The sequence below is a fragment of the Leclercia sp. 1548 genome, from assembly GCF_050435045.1.
GTDB lineage: Bacteria > Pseudomonadota > Gammaproteobacteria > Enterobacterales > Enterobacteriaceae > Enterobacter > Enterobacter adecarboxylatus.
On the sequence record NZ_JBNDJP010000008.1, the window covers coordinates 14,730 to 36,571 of the forward strand.

At 53.4% G+C, this 21,842-nt stretch carries 20 protein-coding genes; 19 read left to right on the forward strand and 1 reads right to left on the reverse strand.

Annotated features, from left to right (window positions below):
* The first annotated feature begins 30 nt into the window (after positions 1-30).
* From asnC to ABIE02_RS19100, 13 genes are all read left to right on the forward strand, one after another.
* On the forward strand, positions 31-489 hold the full coding sequence (asnC, locus tag ABIE02_RS19040; protein ID WP_059306915.1) for a transcriptional regulator AsnC: 459 nt from the start codon (positions 31-33) through the stop codon (positions 487-489).
* A gap of 89 nt (positions 490-578) precedes the next feature.
* A complete protein-coding gene (gene mioC / locus ABIE02_RS19045) occupies positions 579-1,028 on the forward strand; it encodes an FMN-binding protein MioC (protein ID WP_032615616.1) in 450 nt (149 codons plus the stop codon).
* A 373-nt stretch (positions 1,029-1,401) separates the two neighbouring features.
* Positions 1,402-3,291: a tRNA uridine-5-carboxymethylaminomethyl(34) synthesis enzyme MnmG gene (gene mnmG / locus ABIE02_RS19050; RefSeq protein WP_032615490.1), complete on the forward strand. Its 1,890-nt coding sequence runs from the start codon at positions 1,402-1,404 to the stop codon at positions 3,289-3,291.
* A 73-nt stretch (positions 3,292-3,364) separates the two neighbouring features.
* The gene (gene rsmG, locus ABIE02_RS19055) at positions 3,365-3,988 is read left to right on the forward strand and encodes a 16S rRNA (guanine(527)-N(7))-methyltransferase RsmG (protein ID WP_032615492.1); all 624 of its coding nucleotides are present in this window, start codon (positions 3,365-3,367) and stop codon (positions 3,986-3,988) included.
* A 615-nt stretch (positions 3,989-4,603) separates the two neighbouring features.
* A complete protein-coding gene (gene atpI / locus ABIE02_RS19060) occupies positions 4,604-4,984 on the forward strand; it encodes a F0F1 ATP synthase subunit I (protein WP_059306914.1) in 381 nt (126 codons plus the stop codon).
* Between the two features lie 8 nt (positions 4,985-4,992).
* Positions 4,993-5,808: a F0F1 ATP synthase subunit A gene (gene atpB, locus ABIE02_RS19065; protein WP_032615496.1), complete on the forward strand. Its 816-nt coding sequence runs from the start codon at positions 4,993-4,995 to the stop codon at positions 5,806-5,808.
* A 49-nt stretch (positions 5,809-5,857) separates the two neighbouring features.
* Entirely contained in the window at positions 5,858-6,097 is a 240-nt protein-coding gene (gene atpE / locus ABIE02_RS19070; protein ID WP_000429386.1) for a F0F1 ATP synthase subunit C, read from the forward strand.
* A gap of 53 nt (positions 6,098-6,150) precedes the next feature.
* The gene (atpF, locus tag ABIE02_RS19075) at positions 6,151-6,621 is read left to right on the forward strand and encodes a F0F1 ATP synthase subunit B (protein ID WP_032615498.1); all 471 of its coding nucleotides are present in this window, start codon (positions 6,151-6,153) and stop codon (positions 6,619-6,621) included.
* A gap of 14 nt (positions 6,622-6,635) precedes the next feature.
* The gene (gene atpH, locus ABIE02_RS19080) at positions 6,636-7,169 is read left to right on the forward strand and encodes a F0F1 ATP synthase subunit delta (RefSeq protein ID WP_032615500.1); all 534 of its coding nucleotides are present in this window, start codon (positions 6,636-6,638) and stop codon (positions 7,167-7,169) included.
* 12 nt (positions 7,170-7,181) lie between these two features.
* Positions 7,182-8,723 carry a F0F1 ATP synthase subunit alpha gene (gene atpA, locus ABIE02_RS19085; RefSeq protein WP_032615502.1) on the forward strand — a complete coding sequence of 514 codons (1,542 nt, stop codon included), beginning with the start codon at positions 7,182-7,184 and terminating at the stop codon, positions 8,721-8,723.
* 50 nt (positions 8,724-8,773) lie between these two features.
* A complete protein-coding gene (atpG, locus tag ABIE02_RS19090; protein ID WP_032615504.1) occupies positions 8,774-9,637 on the forward strand; it encodes a F0F1 ATP synthase subunit gamma in 864 nt (287 codons plus the stop codon).
* A gap of 26 nt (positions 9,638-9,663) precedes the next feature.
* Entirely contained in the window at positions 9,664-11,046 is a 1,383-nt protein-coding gene (gene atpD / locus ABIE02_RS19095) for a F0F1 ATP synthase subunit beta (RefSeq protein ID WP_032615506.1), read from the forward strand.
* A gap of 20 nt (positions 11,047-11,066) precedes the next feature.
* The gene (locus ABIE02_RS19100; protein WP_032615508.1) at positions 11,067-11,486 is read left to right on the forward strand and encodes a F0F1 ATP synthase subunit epsilon; all 420 of its coding nucleotides are present in this window, start codon (positions 11,067-11,069) and stop codon (positions 11,484-11,486) included.
* 337 nt (positions 11,487-11,823) lie between these two features.
* On the opposite strand, the gene ABIE02_RS19105 is transcribed toward ABIE02_RS19100, so the two are convergent.
* The gene (locus tag ABIE02_RS19105; RefSeq protein WP_336995120.1) at positions 11,824-13,917 is read right to left on the reverse strand and encodes a right-handed parallel beta-helix repeat-containing protein; all 2,094 of its coding nucleotides are present in this window, start codon (positions 13,915-13,917) and stop codon (positions 11,824-11,826) included.
* A gap of 343 nt (positions 13,918-14,260) precedes the next feature.
* Between ABIE02_RS19105 and glmU the strand changes: the two genes are divergently transcribed.
* The 6 genes from glmU (at position 14,261) to pstB (ending at position 21,828) form a co-directional block, all read left to right on the forward strand.
* Entirely contained in the window at positions 14,261-15,631 is a 1,371-nt protein-coding gene (gene glmU, locus ABIE02_RS19110) for a bifunctional UDP-N-acetylglucosamine diphosphorylase/glucosamine-1-phosphate N-acetyltransferase GlmU (RefSeq protein ID WP_032615512.1), read from the forward strand.
* Between the two features lie 204 nt (positions 15,632-15,835).
* Positions 15,836-17,665: a glutamine--fructose-6-phosphate transaminase (isomerizing) gene (gene glmS, locus ABIE02_RS19115; RefSeq protein WP_032615513.1), complete on the forward strand. Its 1,830-nt coding sequence runs from the start codon at positions 15,836-15,838 to the stop codon at positions 17,663-17,665.
* 323 nt (positions 17,666-17,988) lie between these two features.
* Positions 17,989-19,029: a phosphate ABC transporter substrate-binding protein PstS gene (gene pstS / locus ABIE02_RS19120; RefSeq protein ID WP_032615514.1), complete on the forward strand. Its 1,041-nt coding sequence runs from the start codon at positions 17,989-17,991 to the stop codon at positions 19,027-19,029.
* 128 nt (positions 19,030-19,157) lie between these two features.
* Positions 19,158-20,117, forward strand: a complete 960-nt coding sequence (gene pstC / locus ABIE02_RS19125) for a phosphate ABC transporter permease PstC (protein WP_032615515.1) — start codon at positions 19,158-19,160, stop codon at positions 20,115-20,117.
* Entirely contained in the window at positions 20,117-21,007 is an 891-nt protein-coding gene (gene pstA, locus ABIE02_RS19130) for a phosphate ABC transporter permease PstA (RefSeq protein WP_032615516.1), read from the forward strand. Before pstC ends, pstA begins: the two co-directional genes overlap by 1 nt.
* 47 nt (positions 21,008-21,054) lie before the next feature.
* On the forward strand, positions 21,055-21,828 hold the full coding sequence (pstB, locus tag ABIE02_RS19135; RefSeq protein ID WP_032615517.1) for a phosphate ABC transporter ATP-binding protein PstB: 774 nt from the start codon (positions 21,055-21,057) through the stop codon (positions 21,826-21,828).
* Positions 21,829-21,842: the final 14 nt, after the last annotated feature.

The following is a 21,842-nucleotide window of genomic DNA, read 5'->3' on the forward strand; positions in this document are numbered from 1 at the left end:
GTGATTCATTAATCTTCATAAGAAAAAGCTATGGAAAATTATCAGATCGACAATCTGGACCGCGGCATCCTTGAGGCCCTGATGGCTAATGCCCGTACTGCCTATGCCGAACTGGCCAAACAGTTTGGCGTCAGCCCGGGCACTATTCATGTGCGCGTAGAGAAGATGAAGCAGGCGGGGATCATCACCGGGGCGCATATCGACGTCAACCCGAAACAGCTGGGTTACGACGTCTGCTGCTTTATCGGCATCATTCTGAAGAGCGCCAAAGACTATCCCTCGGCGCTGGCAAAACTGAATGCGCTGGATGAAGTGACCGAGGCCTACTACACCACCGGCCACTACAGCATCTTTATTAAGGTGATGTGCCGATCCATCGACGCCTTGCAGCAGGTACTTATCAACAAGATCCAAACAATTGATGAAATTCAGTCCACCGAGACGCTGATCTCCCTGCAGAACCCGATCATGCGTACCATCCGCCCCTGATCGGGCAAATTCATTCCCACATTTTCCACAGGTAGATCCCAGCTCGCTCACAGCGTACAATGATCCCTCTTTATATGAGCGAGCGATCTATGGCAGATATTACTCTTATCAGTGGCAGCACCCTTGGCGGGGCTGAATATGTAGCGGAACACCTGGCTGAAAAGCTGGAAGACGCGGGTTTTTCCACTGAAACGCTGCACGGGCCGTTATTAGAAGATCTGCCGATCGACGGGATCTGGCTGTTGATCACCTCCACCCACGGTGCGGGCGATCTCCCGGACAACCTTCTTCCTTTATATGAAGAGCTAAAAGAACAGCAGCCCAACCTGGCGAACGTCCGGTTTGGGGCGATTGGCATCGGCAGTCGGGAATATGACACCTTTTGCGGTGCCGTAGAGAAAGTCGAGACCGAACTGAAGTCCTGTGGGGCACAACAGATCGGCGAAACGCTGAAGATCAACATCCTTGATCACGATATTCCGGAAGATCCAGCGGAGCTTTGGCTGGCTGAATGGAAAAATTTACTCAAAAACGATTAAAGATCGTGCGATCAGATGTGGATAACTCTGGTTAAAAGCTTGGATCAACCGGTAGTTATCCCAAGAATAACCTTTGATGACTTTTTGTGCTGTGTATAACATCGCGATCTGATCCCAGCTTATACGTCACAGGATCACCGATCATTCACAGCAAACGATCCTTTCTAAACGCATGATCTTCTTCGGGAGATCCGGCTTATCCACAGAAACCCGCGATCCTAATAAGAGATCACAATAGAACAGATCTCTAAATAAAAAGATCTTCTTTTTAATAGCCAGGATCCCAGTGCTTTCTCGAACGACTAAAGTTGAGTAGAATCCACGGCCCGGGCTTCAATCCATTTTCTTACCGCTTTACGCGAGGCAGACCACCATGTTTTATCAGGATCCTTTTGACGTCATCATCATTGGCGGGGGTCATGCAGGCACCGAGGCCGCAATGGCCGCGGCGCGAATGGGTCAACAGACCCTGCTTTTGACACACAATATCGACACGCTAGGACAGATGTCCTGTAATCCGGCGATTGGCGGCATTGGGAAAGGACACCTGGTAAAAGAAGTGGATGCGCTTGGCGGCCTGATGGCAACCGCGATCGATCATGCCGGCATCCAGTTTAGGATACTAAACGCGAGCAAAGGCCCTGCCGTTCGTGCCACCCGTGCACAGGCAGACCGTGTGCTCTACCGTCAGGCGGTGCGTACTGCCCTGGAGAATCAGCCGAACCTGATGATCTTCCAGCAGGCGGTTGAGGATCTGATCGTCGAGAACGATCGTGTCGTTGGGGCTGTGACCCAGATGGGTCTGAAGTTCCGCGCTAAAGCCGTCGTGCTGACCGTCGGGACCTTCCTCGATGGCAAAATTCATATCGGACTGGATAACTACAGCGGTGGCCGTGCTGGCGATCCGCCGTCCATTCCGCTGTCGCGCCGTCTGCGCGAGCTGCCGCTGCGCGTCAGCCGCCTGAAAACCGGCACGCCACCACGTATCGACGCCCGCACCATTGATTTCAGCGTGCTGGCACAACAGCATGGCGACAATCCGATGCCAGTCTTCTCGTTCATGGGCAACGTGGCTCAACATCCGCGTCAGGTGCCGTGCTATGTCACGCACACCAACGAGAAAACCCATGATGTGATCCGCAGTAACCTCGATCGCAGCCCGATGTATGCCGGGGTGATCGAAGGGATCGGCCCACGCTATTGCCCGTCGATCGAAGACAAGGTGATGCGCTTTGCCGATCGTAACCAGCACCAGATCTTCCTTGAGCCGGAAGGGCTGACCTCCAACGAGATCTACCCAAACGGTATTTCCACCAGCCTGCCTTTCGACGTACAGATGCAGATCGTCCGTTCGATGCAGGGGATGGAAAATGCGAAGATCGTCCGTCCTGGCTATGCCATTGAGTACGACTTCTTCGATCCGCGTGACCTGAAGCCGACCCTGGAAAGCAAATTTATCCACGGGCTGTTCTTCGCAGGCCAGATCAACGGCACCACCGGTTACGAAGAAGCTGCTGCGCAAGGACTGCTGGCCGGTCTTAACGCTGCCCGCTTCTCTGCCGAGAAAGAGGGCTGGGCGCCGGGTCGTTCTCAGGCTTACCTTGGCGTGCTGGTGGACGACCTCTGCACCCTGGGCACCAAAGAGCCGTACCGTATGTTTACCTCTCGTGCGGAATATCGTCTGATGCTGCGTGAAGACAACGCCGATCTGCGCCTGACCGAAATTGGTCGTGAGCTGGGGCTGGTGGATGATGCGCGCTGGGCGCGTTTCAACGAGAAGCTGGAAAACATCGAGCGTGAACGTCAGCGCCTGAAGTCCACCTGGGTTAACCCAACCACCGAATCTGTAGACGAAGTGAATGCTCACCTGTCTGCACCGCTGTCCCGTGAAGCCAGCGGCGAAGATCTGCTCCGTCGCCCGGAGATGACCTACGACCAGCTGATCCAGATGACACCGTTCGCGCCGGGTCTGGACGACGTACAGGCTGCCGAGCAGGTCGAAATCCAGGTGAAATACGAAGGCTATATTGCCCGTCAGCAGGATGAGATCGAGAAACAGCAGCGCAACGAAAATACGCTGCTGCCGGAAATGCTGGACTATCGTCAGGTGTCGGGTCTTTCCAACGAAGTGATCGCGAAGCTGAACGATCACAAACCTGTGTCGATCGGCCAGGCTTCACGTATTTCTGGCGTCACGCCTGCGGCCATCTCCATTCTGCTGGTCTGGCTGAAAAAACAGGGTATGTTGCGCCGCAGTGCGTAATCCCCGCCAAACATTTCGTCGGCCCGGTAAGCGGTAGCGCTACCGGGCAATTCTTTTTAAACAGGTATTCACCGTGCTCAACAAACTTACTCGTCTGCTGGATCAAGCCGGTATTTCGCTCACCGATCACCAGAAAAATCAGCTGGTGGGGTATGTCGATATGCTGCACAAATGGAACAAGGCCTATAACCTCACCTCGGTTCGCGACCCGAATGAGATGCTGGTGCGTCATATTCTCGACAGCATCGTGGTAGCTCCTCACCTCCAGGGTGAGCGGTTTATCGATGTCGGCACCGGCCCTGGCCTGCCAGGTATCCCGCTCTCAATCGTGCGTCCTGAGTGCCAGTTCACGCTGCTGGACAGCCTGGGTAAGCGTGTGCGCTTCCTGCGCCAGGTTCAGCATGAACTGAAGCTGGAAAATATCCATCCGGTGCAGAGTAGGGTAGAGGAGTTTCCTGCCGAGCCGCCGTTCGACGGCGTGATCAGCCGGGCGTTTGCTTCACTCAATGACATGATCAGCTGGTGCAAGCATCTGCCTGCGCAGAACGGACGATTCTATGCCCTGAAAGGGATACTGCCGGAAGACGAAATCGCGCAATTGCCGGAAGGGTTCACCGTGGAGTCTGCCATCAAATTGCGTGTTCCACAGCTGGAAGGTGAGCGCCACCTGGTGATCGTTAAGCCAAACAATTTTTAAAATAATAATAAAAAATGTGGAATTTGTGCTGTTCATAGTATGTTAAAAAGCGGGCGGTCGATTAAGAAATAGCCAGTCTTAATTTAACCGCTTTTTTACTATGGATTTTCTTTGGGTTAACGTGAGGGTGTAGTTAACCCACAATATAATAAACTTTGAAAATATCAGCTTGCTAAAAGTAGGATCGGGTAACCAGATTGCAATGTTAAATATTTATTATAAATGTCAATAAAAGGTTTCCGATGTATACAGGGCTGTTTTGAAAATAGTTACCGAAATTACTCTGTAATATCAAAAAGATGAAATATAACGATTTACTGAATTAATTTATTCAACCTTATCGTAAATGTGTATTTTGTGATCTCGTGCACGCTTTATCGCCAACGTTTCCGCGTGGTTTGCAGTTTTGACGAGTCATTCACAGTTTGACGAAAAGTTAAGAAATAGCGCCGGGGAAAAATATTTAAACATTTATTCACCTTTTCGCTACTTATTGTTTGAAATCACGAGGCCGCACCGTATAATTTGACCGCTTTTTGCTGCTTGACTCTGAGCCTTAAAGGAAGTTTTATACGACACGCGACATACCTCGAAGTGAGCAGGAGTAAAAACGTGATGTCTGTGTCGCTCTTGAGTCGAAACGTTGCTCGTAAGCTTCTGTTCATTCAGTTTCTGGCGGTGATAGCAAGCGGATTGCTGTTCTGCCTCAAAGACCCCTTCTGGGGCATCTCTGCGGTAAGCGGAGGTTTGGCAGTCGTTGTGCCGAATATGTTGTTTATGATTTTTGCCTGGCGTCATCAGGCGCATACACCTGCCAAAGGCCGCATGGCCTGGTCCTTCGCTCTGGGCGAAGTGTGTAAGGTGTTGCTGACCTTTGTCCTTCTGGTGATGGCGCTGGCTGTTTTTAAAGTGGTATTTCTGCCGCTGATAGTGACGTGGGTTTTGGTGCTGGTGGTACAAGTTCTGGCGCCAGCTGTAATCAATAACAAAGGGTAAAAGGCATCATGGCTTCAGAAAATATGACGCCGCAGGATTACATAGGTCACCATCTGAACAACCTTCAGTTGGACCTGCGTACATTCTCGCTGGTGGATCCGCATAACCCCCCAGCCACCTTCTGGACGATCAATATCGACTCCATGTTCTTCTCGGTGGCACTGGGTCTGTTGTTCCTGGCCATTTTCCGCGGCGTTGCCAAACGTGCAACCAGCGGCGTTCCAGGAAAATTCCAGACCTTCATCGAAATGATCATTGGCTTCGTCCATGGCAGCGTCAAAGACATGTACCACGGCAAGAGCAAGGTGATTGCACCGCTGGCGCTGACCGTCTTTGTATGGGTCTTCCTGATGAACCTGATGGACCTGCTGCCGATCGACCTGCTGCCGTTTATCGGCGAGCATATCTTCGGTCTGCCTGCCCTGCGTGTGGTGCCGTCTGCTGACGTGAACATCACCCTGTCTATGGCACTGGGCGTATTCATCCTGATTCTTTTCTACAGCATCAAAATGAAAGGTGTAGGCGGCTTCGTGAAAGAGCTTACTTTGCAGCCGTTCAACCACTGGGCGTTTATTCCGATCAACCTGATCCTGGAAGGCGTTAGCCTGCTGTCCAAACCGATTTCTCTCGGTCTGCGACTGTTCGGCAACATGTATGCGGGTGAGCTGATTTTCATTCTGATCGCGGGTCTTCTGCCGTGGTGGTCACAGTGGGTTCTGAATGTGCCATGGGCCATTTTCCACATCCTGATCATTACGCTGCAAGCCTTTATCTTCATGGTTCTGACGATTGTCTATCTGTCGATGGCGTCTGAAGAGCACTGATTCTTTACCAACACTACTACGTTTTAACTGAAACAAACTGGAGACTGTCATGGAAAACCTGAATATGGATCTGCTGTACATGGCTGCCGCTGTGATGATGGGTCTGGCGGCGATCGGTGCTGCGATCGGTATCGGCATCCTCGGGGGCAAATTCCTGGAAGGCGCAGCGCGTCAACCGGATCTGATTCCTCTGCTGCGTACTCAGTTCTTTATCGTTATGGGTCTGGTGGATGCTATCCCGATGATCGCTGTAGGTCTGGGTCTGTACGTGATGTTTGCTGTCGCGTAGTAAGTAGATTTAAACCCTAAGCCACAGTTGTAAATTTAAAGAGGTATTGTGCTGTGAACATGAACGCAACAATCCTCGGCCAGGCCATCGCGTTTGTTATCTTTGTCTGGTTCTGCATGAAGTACGTATGGCCGCCTTTAATGGCAGCCATCGAAAAACGTCAGAAAGAAATTTCTGACGGACTGGCTTCTGCAGAACGCGCTAAGAAAGATTTGGACCTTGCACAGGCCAACGCGACCGACCAGCTGAAAAAAGCGAAAGCGGAAGCTCAGGTAATCATCGAACAGGCGAACAAACGTCGTTCTCAGATCCTGGACGAAGCGAAAGCTGAAGCAGAACAGGAACGTACTAAAATCGTGACGCAAGCGCAGGCAGAAATTGATGCCGAGCGTAAACGTGCTCGCGAAGAGCTGCGTAAGCAGGTCGCGATTCTGGCTGTTGCTGGCGCCGAGAAGATCATCGAACGTTCCGTGGATGAAGCTGCTAACAGCGACATCGTGGACAAACTTGTCGCTGAACTGTAAGGAGGGAGGGGCTGATGTCTGAATTTGTTACGGTAGCTCGCCCCTACGCCAAAGCAGCTTTTGACTTTGCTATCGAACACCAAAATGTCGATCGCTGGCAGAACATGCTGGCGTTTGCCGCTGAGGTAACGAAAAACGAACATATGGCTGAGATGCTTTCGGGTGCACTGGCACCGGAAACCCTCGCCAGTTCGTTCATCGCCATTTGCGGTGAGCAGCTGGACACCAACGGTCAGAACCTGATTCGGGTTATGGCAGAAAATGGTCGTCTGAAAGCGCTCCCGGATGTTCTTGAGCAGTTCGAGCACTTGCGTGCCCTCAGTGAAGCCACCGTTGAAGTTCACGTAACTTCTGCGACTGAGCTGAGTAACGAACAGCTTGCGAAAATCACCGCCGCGATGGAAAAACGTCTGTCACGCAAAGTGAAGCTGAATTGCAATATCGATAAGTCTGTAATGGCGGGCGTAATCATCCGTGCGGGTGATATGGTCATTGATGGCAGCGTACGCGGCCGTCTTGAGCGCCTTGCAGACGTCTTGCAGTCTTAAGGGGACTGGAGCATGCAACTGAATTCCACCGAAATCAGCGAACTGATCAAGCAGCGCATTGCTCAGTTCAGTGTTGTGAGTGAAGCTCACAACGAAGGTACTATTGTTTCTGTAAGCGACGGTGTTATCCGCATCCACGGCCTGGCCGATTGTATGCAGGGTGAAATGATCTCCCTGCCGGGTAACCGTTACGCTATCGCACTGAACCTGGAGCGCGACTCCGTAGGTGCAGTTGTGATGGGTCCTTACGCTGACCTCGCCGAAGGCATGAAGGTTAAGTGTACTGGCCGTATTCTTGAAGTTCCAGTTGGCCGCGGCCTGCTGGGTCGCGTGGTGAACACCCTGGGTGCGCCAATCGACGGTAAAGGTCCGGTTGATAACGATGGCTTCTCGCCAATCGAAGTTATCGCACCGGGCGTAATCGACCGTCAGTCCGTCGACCAGCCTGTGCAGACCGGTTATAAATCTGTTGATGCCATGATCCCAATCGGCCGTGGCCAGCGTGAGCTGATTATCGGTGACCGTCAGACCGGTAAAACCGCGATGGCAATCGATGCGATCATTAACCAGCGTGATTCCGGCATCAAATGTGTGTACGTGGCTATCGGCCAGAAAGCGTCCACCATTTCTAACGTGGTTCGTAAACTGGAAGAGCACGGCGCGCTGGCTAACACCATCGTTGTTGTGGCAACCGCTTCTGAATCTGCTGCACTGCAATACCTGGCACCGTATGCCGGTTGCGCAATGGGCGAATACTTCCGTGACCGCGGTGAAGATGCACTGATCGTTTATGATGACCTGTCTAAACAGGCCGTTGCATACCGTCAGGTTTCCCTGCTGCTCCGTCGTCCACCAGGACGTGAAGCATTCCCGGGCGACGTATTCTATCTGCACTCCCGTCTGCTGGAGCGTGCATCCCGCGTTAACGCGGAATACGTTGAGAACTTCACTAAAGGTGAAGTGAAAGGCCAGACCGGTTCTCTGACCGCACTGCCAATCATTGAAACCCAGGCGGGTGACGTTTCTGCGTTCGTTCCGACCAACGTAATCTCTATTACCGATGGTCAGATCTTCCTGGAAACCAACCTGTTTAACTCCGGTATTCGTCCGGCAGTTAACCCGGGTATCTCTGTATCCCGTGTTGGTGGCGCAGCGCAGACCAAGATCATCAAGAAACTGTCCGGTGGTATCCGTACCGCGCTGGCACAGTATCGTGAACTGGCAGCGTTCTCCCAGTTTGCATCCGACCTTGACGATGCAACCCGTAAACAGCTGGACCACGGTCAGAAAGTGACTGAACTGCTGAAACAGAAACAGTATGCCCCTATGTCAGTAGCACAGCAGGGTCTGGTACTGTTCGCAGCAGAACGTGGTTATCTGGGAGATGTAGAACTGGCGAAAATCGGTAGCTTCGAAGCCGCTCTGCTGGCTTACGCTGACCGTGACCACGCTCCGTTAATGCAAGAGATCAACCAGTCCGGTGGCTATAACGATGAAATCGAAGGCAAGCTGAAGAGCCTGCTCGATTCCTTCAAAGCAACCCAGTCCTGGTAACGTCTGGCGGTCTGTCTTAGGGCAGACCGCAAGGCATTGAGGAGAAGCTCATGGCCGGCGCAAAAGAGATACGTAGTAAGATCGCAAGCGTCCAGAACACGCAAAAGATCACTAAAGCGATGGAGATGGTCGCCGCTTCCAAAATGCGTAAATCGCAGGAGCGTATGGCGGCCAGCCGTCCTTATGCAGATACCATGCGCAAAGTGATTGGTCACCTTGCGAGCGGTAATCTGGAATATAAGCACCCTTACCTGGAAGAACGCGACGTTAAGCGCGTGGGCTACCTGGTGGTGTCTACCGACCGTGGTTTGTGCGGTGGCTTGAACATTAACCTGTTCAAAAAGCTGCTGGCGGATATGAAAGCATGGTCCGATAAAGGCGTTCAGAGCGATATCGCGATGATCGGCTCTAAGGGCGTCTCTTTCTTCAATTCCGTAGGTGGCAATATTGTCGCCCAGGTGACCGGTATGGGTGATAACCCGTCCCTGTCCGAGCTGATCGGCCCGGTAAAAGTGATGTTGCAGGCCTATGATGAAGGCCGTCTGGACAGGCTGTACGTTGTCAGCAACAAATTTATTAACACCATGTCTCAGGCTCCAACCATCACTCAGCTGCTGCCATTACCGGCATCAGACGAGCCAGAGTTGAAGCATAAAGCCTGGGATTACCTGTATGAACCGGATCCAAAACCGCTGCTGGATACCCTGCTGCGTCGTTATGTTGAATCCCAGGTTTATCAGGGCGTGGTAGAAAACCTGGCCAGCGAGCAGGCCGCACGTATGGTGGCGATGAAAGCCGCGACCGACAATGGCGGCAGCCTGATTAAAGAGCTGCAGTTGGTATACAACAAAGCTCGTCAGGCCAGCATTACTCAGGAACTCACCGAGATCGTCGGTGGTGCATCCGCGGTATAACCAGGTTAATTCGTAGAGGATTCAAGATGGCTACTGGAAAAATTGTCCAGGTAATCGGCGCCGTGGTTGACGTCGAATTCCCTCAGGATGCCGTACCGCGCGTGTACGATGCTCTTGAGGTTCAGAATGGTAATGAGAGCCTGGTGCTGGAAGTTCAGCAGCAGCTCGGCGGCGGTATTGTGCGTACCATCGCCATGGGTTCTTCCGACGGTCTGCGTCGTGGTCTGGAAGTTAAAGACCTCGAGCACCCAATCGAAGTACCAGTAGGTAAAGCAACCCTGGGCCGTATCATGAACGTCCTGGGTCAGCCGATCGACATGAAAGGCGACATCGGCGAAGAAGAACGTTGGGCTATCCACCGTTCAGCACCTTCCTATGAAGAGCTGTCCAGCTCTCAGGAACTGCTGGAAACCGGCATCAAAGTTATCGACCTGATGTGTCCGTTCGCGAAGGGCGGTAAAGTTGGTCTGTTCGGCGGTGCGGGTGTAGGTAAAACCGTAAACATGATGGAGCTGATCCGTAACATCGCGATCGAGCACTCCGGTTACTCCGTGTTTGCAGGCGTGGGTGAGCGTACTCGTGAGGGTAACGACTTCTACCACGAAATGACCGACTCCAACGTTCTGGACAAAGTATCCCTGGTTTACGGCCAGATGAACGAGCCACCAGGAAACCGTCTGCGCGTTGCGCTGACCGGCCTGACCATGGCTGAGAAGTTCCGTGACGAAGGTCGTGACGTACTGCTGTTCGTTGACAACATCTACCGTTACACCCTGGCCGGTACGGAAGTATCCGCACTGCTGGGTCGTATGCCATCAGCAGTAGGCTACCAGCCGACCCTGGCGGAAGAGATGGGTGTTCTGCAGGAACGTATCACCTCTACCAAAACCGGTTCTATCACCTCCGTTCAGGCGGTATACGTACCTGCGGATGACTTGACTGACCCATCACCAGCCACCACCTTTGCTCACTTAGATGCAACCGTGGTACTGAGCCGTCAGATCGCGTCTCTGGGTATCTACCCGGCCGTTGACCCGCTGGACTCCACCAGCCGTCAGCTGGATCCACTGGTAGTAGGTCAGGAACACTACGACACCGCGCGTGGCGTACAGTCCCTGCTGCAGCGTTATCAGGAACTGAAAGACATCATCGCCATCCTGGGTATGGATGAACTGTCTGAAGAAGACAAACTGGTGGTAGCACGCGCACGTAAGATCCAGCGCTTCCTGTCCCAGCCATTCTTCGTAGCAGAAGTATTTACCGGTTCCCCGGGCAAATACGTTGCGCTGAAAGACACCATCCGTGGCTTTAAAGGCATCATGGAAGGCGAATACGATCACCTGCCGGAGCAGGCGTTCTATATGGTGGGTTCCATCGACGAAGCCGTGGAAAAAGCCAAAAAACTTTAACGCCTTAATCGGAGGGTGATATGGCAATGACTTACCACCTGGACGTCGTCAGCGCAGAGCAACAAATGTTCTCTGGTCTGGTCGAAAAAATCCAGGTAACGGGTAGCGAAGGTGAACTGGGTATTTTCCCGGGACACGCCCCGCTGCTCACCGCCATTAAGCCTGGTATGATCCGCATCGTTAAACAGTTCGGTCATGAAGAGTTTATCTATCTGTCTGGTGGCATTATTGAAGTGCAACCTGGCAGCGTGACCGTACTGGCTGATACCGCAATTCGTGGCCAGGATCTCGACGAAGCGCGAGCTCTGGAAGCGAAGCGTAAAGCAGAAGAGCACATTAAGAGCTCTCATGGCGACGTGGATTACGCTCAGGCGTCTGCAGAGCTGGCCAAAGCGATCGCGAAACTGCGCGTTATCGAGTTGACCAAAAAAGCGATGTAACACCGGCTTGAAAGTACGAAAGCCAGTCTGGATCCCAGGCTGGCTTTTTTTATGGCTCTGTTTCACTAAAAATGAAACTAAAACGGTGTTTTATTATTTTGTGATTTAGCTCACAAAAAGATTGATCGGCAAAATGTTGAGGAGTAGACTCGTTTTTGTGATGAATGTCACATAACTGAACTCCAAAAACATCAGGATGCCATCATGAAAACCATCAACAAAATCATCGCCCTCTTCAGCAACATGAACGTCTCTTTCGGCACGTTCAATCTGTAATTGCTGACCTGCCGGGTGGCGCCACGCTTACTGTAGTGCGATAAGCGAAGCGCCGCTCAGGTTACAGGGCCTTAACCTGGGTCTTGTCTAACACCTTCCCGTCTGTATTCACGCTTTTACCCTTCACGATAAAGTAATTCGTGTTATCAATGTTTCCCACGACCGCATCATCATACTCACCTGGCTGATTACGGATCGACAGGTTGCCGGTAAACGTCCCCTGTGTTGTTACGTCTCCGTAAGGACTCGGGCGGAAGATATAGTTGAAGCGCTGGTTATCCACCGCAAGGTTGTTCTCCACCACCAGCTTGCCCGGGTTAAAGTTATCGGTGAAGCCGTCCAGATGATTGCCCGTCGCTTTGCTGTTGCGGATCTGGTGTGCCACTGGCTGCCCTTCCCCGCCAAGCTTGAAGCCGTTACTGGTATTGTTGCTGGCGACCGAGTTCTCAATCACCACCACGCCGTTTGCCCCATCTTCAATCTTATTAAACAGATCAAAACCGTCGTCGACGTTGTCGTGGGCATAGCAATTCTCCAGCCGGTTACCTTCCCCCACCCGCATCTTCACCGCAAAGCCATCGGCGTTAATCTTGCCGGGATCTTCATTGGCATATGATTCAGAATCCACCACCCGGTTATAGCTTGCCCACAACGGGCGACCGATCTTCTCAGGGGATGATATCTGGATGCCTGTGTCGTCATTGCGATACGCCGTGACGCGCGCGATCAGGTTATGGCTACCCTGGACCCGCAGGCTTTTGTCCGTGACATCGATTCCCTCGATGTGCCAGTAACTGGCGTCGAGCAGCAGACCATGGATCACCACTTTACCCTCAGCCTGCAGCGTTTTGATCTTATCGCGGCTGCCGCTGGCAGAGAGTGGGATCTCGCTGCGAGGGTAATCGCCGCTTTTCAGCACCAGCTTACCGCCAGGGGCCAGCAGCGCGATGGCAGTGGCGAGATCCAGCGGCGCATCGGGTGTGCCTTTCGCATCTGCTTTGCCGTCTGGTGCGGCATAGAGAAGCGCCGTATTCCTGTTCGCGACGCGTTCCACGGTAAGCTGCTGATTTACCGGCGTGCCCTGAGAGGGGGTAAAGGCCACCGTAAAGGTGCTGGTCTGCTCAAGACGGGTGGGCAGGGTGTACATCTCTCCTGCTTTTACCGCTTTCTCATTACCGATCACCACTTCGTTTTGCCGGACGCTGAATACCCCGTCTTCATTGGCGCGCGCCTGCAACAGGTAATCCCCGGAAGCGCTGACGTTACCGGAAGCCAGCTGCACCAGGAGCGGCAGCGGCTCTGCCTGCCACGGCGTTGAAGGCACGGTATGGGCAGGGGTTGTCGTCAGCGAGGCCTGGGTGACCGTGATTTTGGCATTACGTGATGCGAAGAAGCCGACGTAATAGTGCTCCTGGTTTTGCACTGAAATCAGATCGGCGCGTGGCACGCTTTTACTCACCCAGTTGTCGCTGCCCAGCGGTGCCCACGCGGTAATAAACCCGTCGTCCGTTCGCTGGAGTTTGAGGCGAAACTCGGGGGTCTGGCTCAGATCCACCTCTTCTTTATAACTCTGTTTTTTAATCGCAGCCCCGGCATCGCCCCACGGATGGCGAATCCCCTCGCGGGTGATGGCCTGCATTTTCACTCGCTGATGATCTTTTTTATCCTGGGTCATGATAGCGTTCATCACCAGGTTCGACGCCGCCGGGAACTCTTCATAACCGGTTTTCAGCGGCTGTTGACGCGGGTTGCCGAGAACATCGCGCACCAGCAGCCCGGCACCTTCCTGTGCAGCGGGTTTTGCGCCATTCTCAGGTCCAAACTGATCGACCCGGATGTTGGCCTGTAAAACGAAATTCTCGTCTGTCGGTAGCTCGGTATAGAAAAAGGTTAATCCGTCGTGGGAGTTAGCTATTTTTCCACCACGACTTTCCAGCGTAATCGCTTTTGCCAGATCGGCACTCTCCTGCGGCAGAAGTTTTTTGCCGTCGATAGTGACATTATTGACGCCAATTTTTTCGGGCAGCACGTTGGAAGAAAAATTCACATCGGTTGATTGCCCAAATGCAATGGCTTTCCAGATATGAGGCTGGTCGTTAGCCGTTGCGGAAAAGGCGCTACACATCATCAGGGCCAGAGGTATTTTAGACTTCATCTTATTCTCCTGAGTAATAATTGAGCGCTATTATCATCAGAATAAAACGGTGTTTCTTTTTTACATGTCACATATTTCAATAATTAAAACAGCGTTTTGATTAGGAAGGGCTTTATTCATGACGCGAAAGAACAGCTAACATGCTGTGTGGGCTGGAGACTTCTCTAAAGGACGCTATATTCCATAGGCAAAGTCCTTTACTCTGCTGTAAAAAGAACCGTTAAACTGCCCGCAACCGGTGAGGTTGCCTGTTTTACCGCCTCTCCATTTTATGGCGCAAAATATGTAGAATTTTCAACGCCAAAGGGTTTTACTTTTCACTCAAATTACAGTCAGGACGTGTATGTTGAACAATGCAATGAGCGTGGTCATTCTTGCCGCAGGCAAAGGCACCCGCATGTATTCCGATCTTCCAAAAGTGCTGCACACCCTGGCAGGGAAAGCGATGGTGCAGCATGTTATTGATGCAGCTAATGAAATGGGTGCCAGTCAGGTCCACCTGGTCTACGGCCACGGTGGCGATCTGCTGAAGCAGACGCTGCGTGACGACAATCTTAACTGGGTGCTACAGGCAGAACAGCTGGGTACCGGTCACGCTATGCAGCAGGCGGCCCCGTTCTTCTCCGACGATGAAGATATCCTGATGCTTTACGGTGATGTGCCATTGATCTCCGTCGAGACGCTGGCCCGTCTGCGTGCTGCGAAGCCGCAGGGCGGTATTGGTCTGCTGACCGTTAAGCTGGACGATCCTTCCGGTTATGGCCGTATCACCCGTGAAAACGGCAAAGTGACGGGCATCGTTGAGCATAAAGATGCGACCGACGCACAGCGTGAAATCCAGGAAATTAATACCGGTATTCTGATCGCCAATGGCGCAGACATGAAACGCTGGCTCTCGCAGTTGAACAACAACAATGCGCAGGGCGAATACTACATCACCGACATCATCGCGATGGCGTATCAGGAAGGGCGTGAAATTGCTGCCGTTCATCCGGCGCGTATCAGCGAAACGGATGGCGTGAATAACCGTCTGCAGCTGTCCCGCCTGGAGCGTATTTATCAGGCCGAGCAGGCAGAAAAATTACTGCTGGCGGGCGTGATGCTGCGCGATCCGGCGCGTTTCGATCTGCGTGGGGTGCTCAATCATGGGCGCGACGTCGAGATCGATACTAACGTTATTCTGGAAGGCAACGTCACGCTGGGTAACCGCGTCAAAATTGGCACCGGTTGCGTGATCAAAAACAGCGTGATTGGCGACGATTGTGAAATCAGCCCTTACAGCGTGGTAGAAGATGCCCACCTTGAAGCCGCCTGCACGATCGGGCCATTCGCCCGTTTGCGCCCAGGGGCAGAGTTGCTGGAAGGCGCACACGTCGGCAACTTCGTCGAAATGAAAAAAGCGCGTCTGGGCAAAGGCTCTAAAGCCGGGCATCTGACCTATCTGGGCGATGCAGAGATTGGCGACAACGTAAATATCGGTGCCGGTACGATCACCTGCAACTACGATGGCGCGAACAAGTTTAAAACCATTATTGGTGACGACGTGTTTGTGGGATCTGATTCGCAGCTGGTGGCGCCGGTGACTATCGGCAACGGTGTAACCATTGCCGCAGGCACTACCGTTACGCGCGATGTCGCGGAAAACGAACTGGTCATCAGCCGTGTGCCGCAGGTTCATAAGCAAGGCTGGAAACGCCCTGTGAAGAAGAAGTAAGAGATTTACCCCTCACCTTAACTCGCTCCCCAAAGGGGAGGGGGGATCGTGCGGTGTTTGGGGCGAGGGGATAACATAATCCCCCGCCCAAAGGCAGTATCTAATAAATATAACCCCACTCTCTACAAGGCTCGGGGCGCCCAAAAAGGGCACATACAGGTCAGCGACAACGCAGGCGAAAGCCTCTATTCGGAATCTAAAACTATGTGTGGAATTGTTGGCGCAGTCGCGCAGCGTGATATTGCTGAAATCCTTCTCGAAGGGTTACGTCGTCTGGAATACCGTGGTTATGACTCTGCCGGTCTGGCAGTGGTCGATGCAGAAGGGCACATGACCCGTCTGCGTCGCCTCGGTAAAGTAAACATGCTGGCACAAGCCGCGGAAGAAACCCCGCTGCACGGCGGCACAGGCATTGCCCATACCCGTTGGGCGACCCACGGTGAACCTTCGGAAGGCAACGCGCACCCGCATGTCTCTGAACACATTGTGGTGGTGCATAACGGCATCATCGAAAACCACGAGCCGCTGCGCGAAGAACTCACTGCACGCGGGTACACCTTCGTTTCTGAAACTGACACCGAAGTGATCGCCCACCTGGTTCACTGGGAACTGGCGCAGGGCGGTACGCTGCGTGAAGCCGTACTGCGTGCTATCCCTCAGCTGCGCGGCGCCTACGGCACCGTGATCATGGACAGCCGCGACCCGTCCACCCTGCTGGCAGCCCGTTCGGGCAGCCCGATGGTTATCGGTCTGGGAATGGGCGAGAACTTTATCGCCTCCGATCAGCTGGCGCTGCTGCCGGTGACCCGTCGCTTTATCTTCATGGAAGAGGGCGACATTGCCGAAGTGACCCGCCGCGACGTGACGATCTTTGATAAAGCAGGCGAGCCGGTGAAGCGTCAGGATATCGAATCCAGCCTGCAGTACGATGCGGGTGACAAAGGTGCTTACCGTCACTACATGCAGAAAGAGATCTACGAACAGCCTAACGCCATCAAAAACACCCTGACTGGGCGCATCAGCCATGGTGAGGTGGATCTGAGCGAGCTGGGGGCAAACGCCAACGAGATGCTGGCTAACGTCGAGCATATTCAGATCGTGGCCTGCGGCACCTCTTACAACTCCGGTATGGTTTCTCGCTACTGGTTTGAAGCGCTGGCTGGCGTGCCGTGCGACGTGGAAATCGCCTCTGAATTCCGCTATCGCAAATCGGCTGTGCGCCGTAACAGCCTGATGATCACCCTGTCCCAGTCCGGCGAAACCGCTGACACCCTGGCGGCACTGCGTCTGTCCAAAGAGCTGGGTTACCTCGGTTCGCTGGCGATCTGTAACGTACCAGGTTCCTCACTGGTGCGTGAATCCGATCTGGCGCTGATGACCAAAGCGGGCACCGAAATCGGTGTGGCCTCAACTAAAGCGTTCACCACCCAACTGACGGTTCTGCTGATGCTGGTGGCGAAACTGGCTCGTCTGAAAGGCCAGGATGCGGCGATTGAGCACGACATCGTTCACGGTCTGCAGGCACTGCCGAGCCGTATTGAGCAGATGCTCTCTCAGGACAAACGCATTGAAGCGCTGGCGGAAGATTTCTCCGACAAGCATCACGCCCTGTTCCTCGGTCGTGGCGATCAGTACCCAATCGCACTGGAAGGCGCGCTGAAGCTTAAAGAAATCTCTTACATTCACGCGGAAGCCTACGCCGCAGGCGAGCTGAAACACGGCCCGCTGGCGCTGATCGACGCGGATATGCCGGTTATCGTGGTGGCACCTAACAACGAACTGCTGGAAAAACTGAAATCCAACATCGAAGAGGTGCGCGCCCGTGGCGGTGTGCTGTATGTCTTCGCCGATCGGGATGCCGGCTTTACCAGCAGCGACAACATGCACATCATCGAGATGCCGCATGTAGAAGAGGTGATTGCGCCAATCTTCTATACCGTACCGCTGCAACTGCTGGCGTACCACGTGGCGCTGATTAAAGGCACCGACGTTGACCAGCCGCGTAACCTGGCGAAGTCCGTTACCGTAGAGTAATCCCCTCAGGCTCCACCTTCGGGTGGAGCTTTTTTAACCTGCCCCCGCTCGCTTTTTCATCCGTTTTTTCCCGCTTCCGTATATGACAATCCGTCATCTTCAGCTACTTTTTGCTTTGTCACAGAAAGAAAATTTTTCTGAAAAAAATCTGTCATGTTGTTATCTAACTTGCTGATATTAAATCTTTATTTTGCTAAATTCCTGGTGCAAATTTCACTGTCATAAAACTGTCATATTTCGTACATTTGTCTGTCACCTGTTTGTCCTATTTTGCTCATCGTAGCCACTAAACAATGATTTACGAAAATCTTGCAGGAGACATTATGAAAGTTATGCGTACCACTGTCGCAACTGTTGTCGCCGCGACCTTATCGATGAGCGCGTTCTCTGTGTTTGCAGAGGCAAGCCTGACTGGTGCTGGTGCAACCTTCCCTGCGCCGGTGTATGCCAAATGGGCTGATACCTACCAGAAAGAGACTGGTAACAAGGTGAACTACCAGGGTATCGGCTCCTCCGGTGGCGTTAAACAAATTACCGCAAATACCGTTGATTTCGGTGCATCTGACGCTCCGCTGTCTGATGAAAAACTGACGCAGGAAGGCCTGTTCCAGTTCCCGACCGTTATCGGTGGTGTTGTGCTGGCCGTGAATATCCCTGGCCTGAAGTCCGGCGAGCTGGTGCTGGATGGCAAAACTCTGGGTGATATCTACCTCGGAAAAATCAAGAAATGGGATGACGAAGCCATCACTAAACTGAACCCGGGCGTGAAACTGCCTTCGCAGAACATCGCTGTGGTTCGTCGTGCTGACGGTTCCGGTACCTCCTTCGTCTTCACCAGCTACCTGGCGAAAGTGAACGAAGAGTGGAAATCCAAAGTCGGTTCCGGCTCTACCGTTAACTGGCCAACCGGTCTGGGTGGTAAAGGTAACGACGGTATCGCCGCCTTCGTACAGCGTCTGCCTGGCTCAATCGGCTACGTAGAATACGCTTACGCTAAGCAGAACAACCTGGCGTACACCAAGCTGGTCTCTGCTGATGGCAAACCGGTAAGCCCGACGGAAGAGAACTTTGCCAACGCCGCTAAAGGCGCTGACTGGAGCAAATCTTTCGCTCAGGACCTGACGAACCAGAAAGGTGACGACGCGTGGCCAATCACCTCCACCACCTTCATCCTGGTTCACAAAGATCAGAAGAAACCAGAGCAGGGCACTGAAGTGCTGAAGTTCTTCGACTGGGCATACAAAAATGGCGGCAAACAGGCTAACGACCTGGATTACGCGAGCCTGCCGGACAGCGTGGTTGAGCAGATTCGTGCTGCATGGAAAACCAACGTGAAAGACAGCAGCGGTAAAGCGCTGTACTAACAGGATATTTTTGACGAAGATGGCGGGTGGCGCTGGCGCTAACCCGCCCTACGGCTCCACCTGTAGGCCCGGTAAGCGTTAGCGCCACCGGGCATATTCGTAAGACGTCTCAAACAGAAGAGTAATTTATGGCTGCAACCAAGCCTGCATTTAACCCTCCGGGTAAAAAAGGTGACATGATTTTCAGCGCGCTGGTAAAACTGGCTGCGCTGATTGTGCTATTGCTGCTGGGCGGCATTATCGTGTCTCTGATTTTCTCCTCCTGGCCAAGCATCCAGAAATTCGGTTTCTCCTTCCTGTGGACCAAAGAGTGGGATGCGCCGAACGATATCTACGGTGCGCTGGTGCCGATCTACGGCACGCTGGTGACCTCATTTATCGCCCTGCTGATTGCCGTACCGGTGAGCTTTGGTATCGCCCTGTTCCTGACTGAACTGGCACCAAACTGGCTGAAACGTCCGCTGGGTATCGCCATCGAGCTGCTGGCTGCGATCCCGAGTATCGTTTACGGCATGTGGGGCCTGTTTATCTTTGCGCCGCTGTTCGCGACTTACTTCCAGGAGCCGGTAGGCAACGTCCTTTCCGCCATCCCGTTTGTGGGCGCCCTCTTCTCCGGTCCGGCATTCGGTATCGGGATTCTGGCCGCAGGCGTGATCCTCGCCATCATGATTATTCCGTACATCGCGGCGGTAATGCGCGATGTCTTCGAACAAACCCCGGTGATGATGAAAGAGTCGGCCTACGGCATCGGCTGCACCACCTGGGAAGTTATCTGGCGCATCGTTCTGCCGTTCACCAAAAATGGGGTGATTGGCGGCATTATGCTGGGCCTGGGTCGTGCGCTGGGTGAAACCATGGCCGTGACCTTTATCATCGGTAACACCTACCAGCTCGACAGCGCCTCGCTCTACATGCCGGGTAACAGCATTACCTCGGCGCTGGCTAACGAATTCGCTGAAGCGGAATCGGGCCTGCACGTTGCCGCGCTGATGGAACTGGGCTTAATTCTGTTTGTTATCACCTTCATCGTGCTGGCGATCTCCAAAGTGATGATCATGCGCCTCGCGAAAAATGAGGGGGCACGCTAATGGCAACGCTTGAAATGCAAAACACCGTGGAGCTGGCAGAATCTCGCCGCAAAATGCAGGCCAGACGGCGCATGAAAAACCGCATCGCCCTGACGCTGTCGATGGCAACCATGGCATTTGGTCTGTTCTGGCTGATCTGGATCCTGTTCTCCACCGTGACGCGCGGTATCGACGGCATGTCGCTGGCGCTGTTCACGGAGATGACCCCACCACCGAACACGGCGGGCGGCGGTCTGGCAAACGCCCTGGCGGGCAGCGGCCTGCTGATCCTGTGGGCGACAGTTTTCGGTACGCCGCTGGGCATCATGGCGGGGATCTATCTGGCGGAGTACGGCCGTAAGTCCTGGATTGCAGAAGTGATTCGCTTCATTAACGACATTCTGCTCTCTGCCCCCTCGATTGTGGTCGGTCTGTTCGTCTACACCATCGTGGTGGCACAGATGGAACACTTCTCCGGCTGGGCTGGGGTGATTGCGCTGGCGCTGCTGCAGGTGCCTATCGTCATCCGTACTACCGAGAACATGCTGAAACTGGTGCCGGACAGCCTGCGTGAAGCGGCCTACGCATTGGGTACGCCAAAGTGGAAGATGATTTCTGCCATCACCCTGAAAGCGTCCGTTTCCGGGATCCTGACCGGCGTACTGCTGGCCGTGGCCCGTATTGCCGGTGAAACCGCACCGCTGCTCTTTACCGCGCTCTCCAATCAGTTCTGGAGCACGGACATGATGCAGCCGATCGCCAACCTGCCGGTGACGATCTTTAAATTTGCGATGAGCCCGTTTGCCGAATGGCAGTCACTGGCCTGGGCCGGGGTACTGATTATTACCCTGTGCGTACTGTTACTGAACATTCTGGCGCGCGTTATTTTCGCGAAGAAGAAACACGGTTAATTATTGACGGCGTGGCACTCAGCGGCGCCGGATGAGGAAATGAGTCAATGAGTATGGTCGATACTGCCCCAGGTATTCTTTCGGTTCGTGATCTGAACTTCTACTACGGCAAGTTCCATGCCCTGAAAAACATCAACCTGGATATCGCCAGGAACCAGGTCACGGCATTCATCGGTCCGTCGGGCTGCGGGAAATCCACGCTGCTGCGTACCTTTAACAAGATGTATTCGCTCTACCCAGAGCAGCGCGCCGAAGGCGAAATCCTGCTCGATGGCGACAACATTCTGACTAATACCCAGGATATCGCCCTACTGCGTGCGAAAGTGGGTATGGTGTTCCAGAAACCGACACCGTTCCCGATGTCCATCTATGACAACATCGCCTTTGGCGTGCGCCTGTTTGAGAAGCTCTCCCGTGCCGACATGGACGAGCGTGTACAGTGGGCTTTGACCAAGGCCGCATTATGGAACGAAACCAAAGATAAACTTCACCAGAGCGGATACTCTCTCTCCGGTGGTCAGCAGCAGCGTCTGTGCATTGCGCGTGGTATCGCCATTCGCCCGGAAGTGTTATTGCTGGATGAGCCGTGCTCAGCGCTGGATCCGATCTCTACCGGTCGTATCGAAGAGCTGATCACCGAGTTAAAACAGGATTACACCGTGGTGATCGTTACCCACAACATGCAGCAGGCTGCGCGTTGTTCAGACCATACGGCGTTTATGTACCTGGGCGAGTTGATTGAGTTCAGTAACACGGACGATCTGTTCACCAAGCCCGCGAAGAAACAAACAGAAGACTACATCACCGGACGCTACGGCTGATTCAGGAGTGCGCA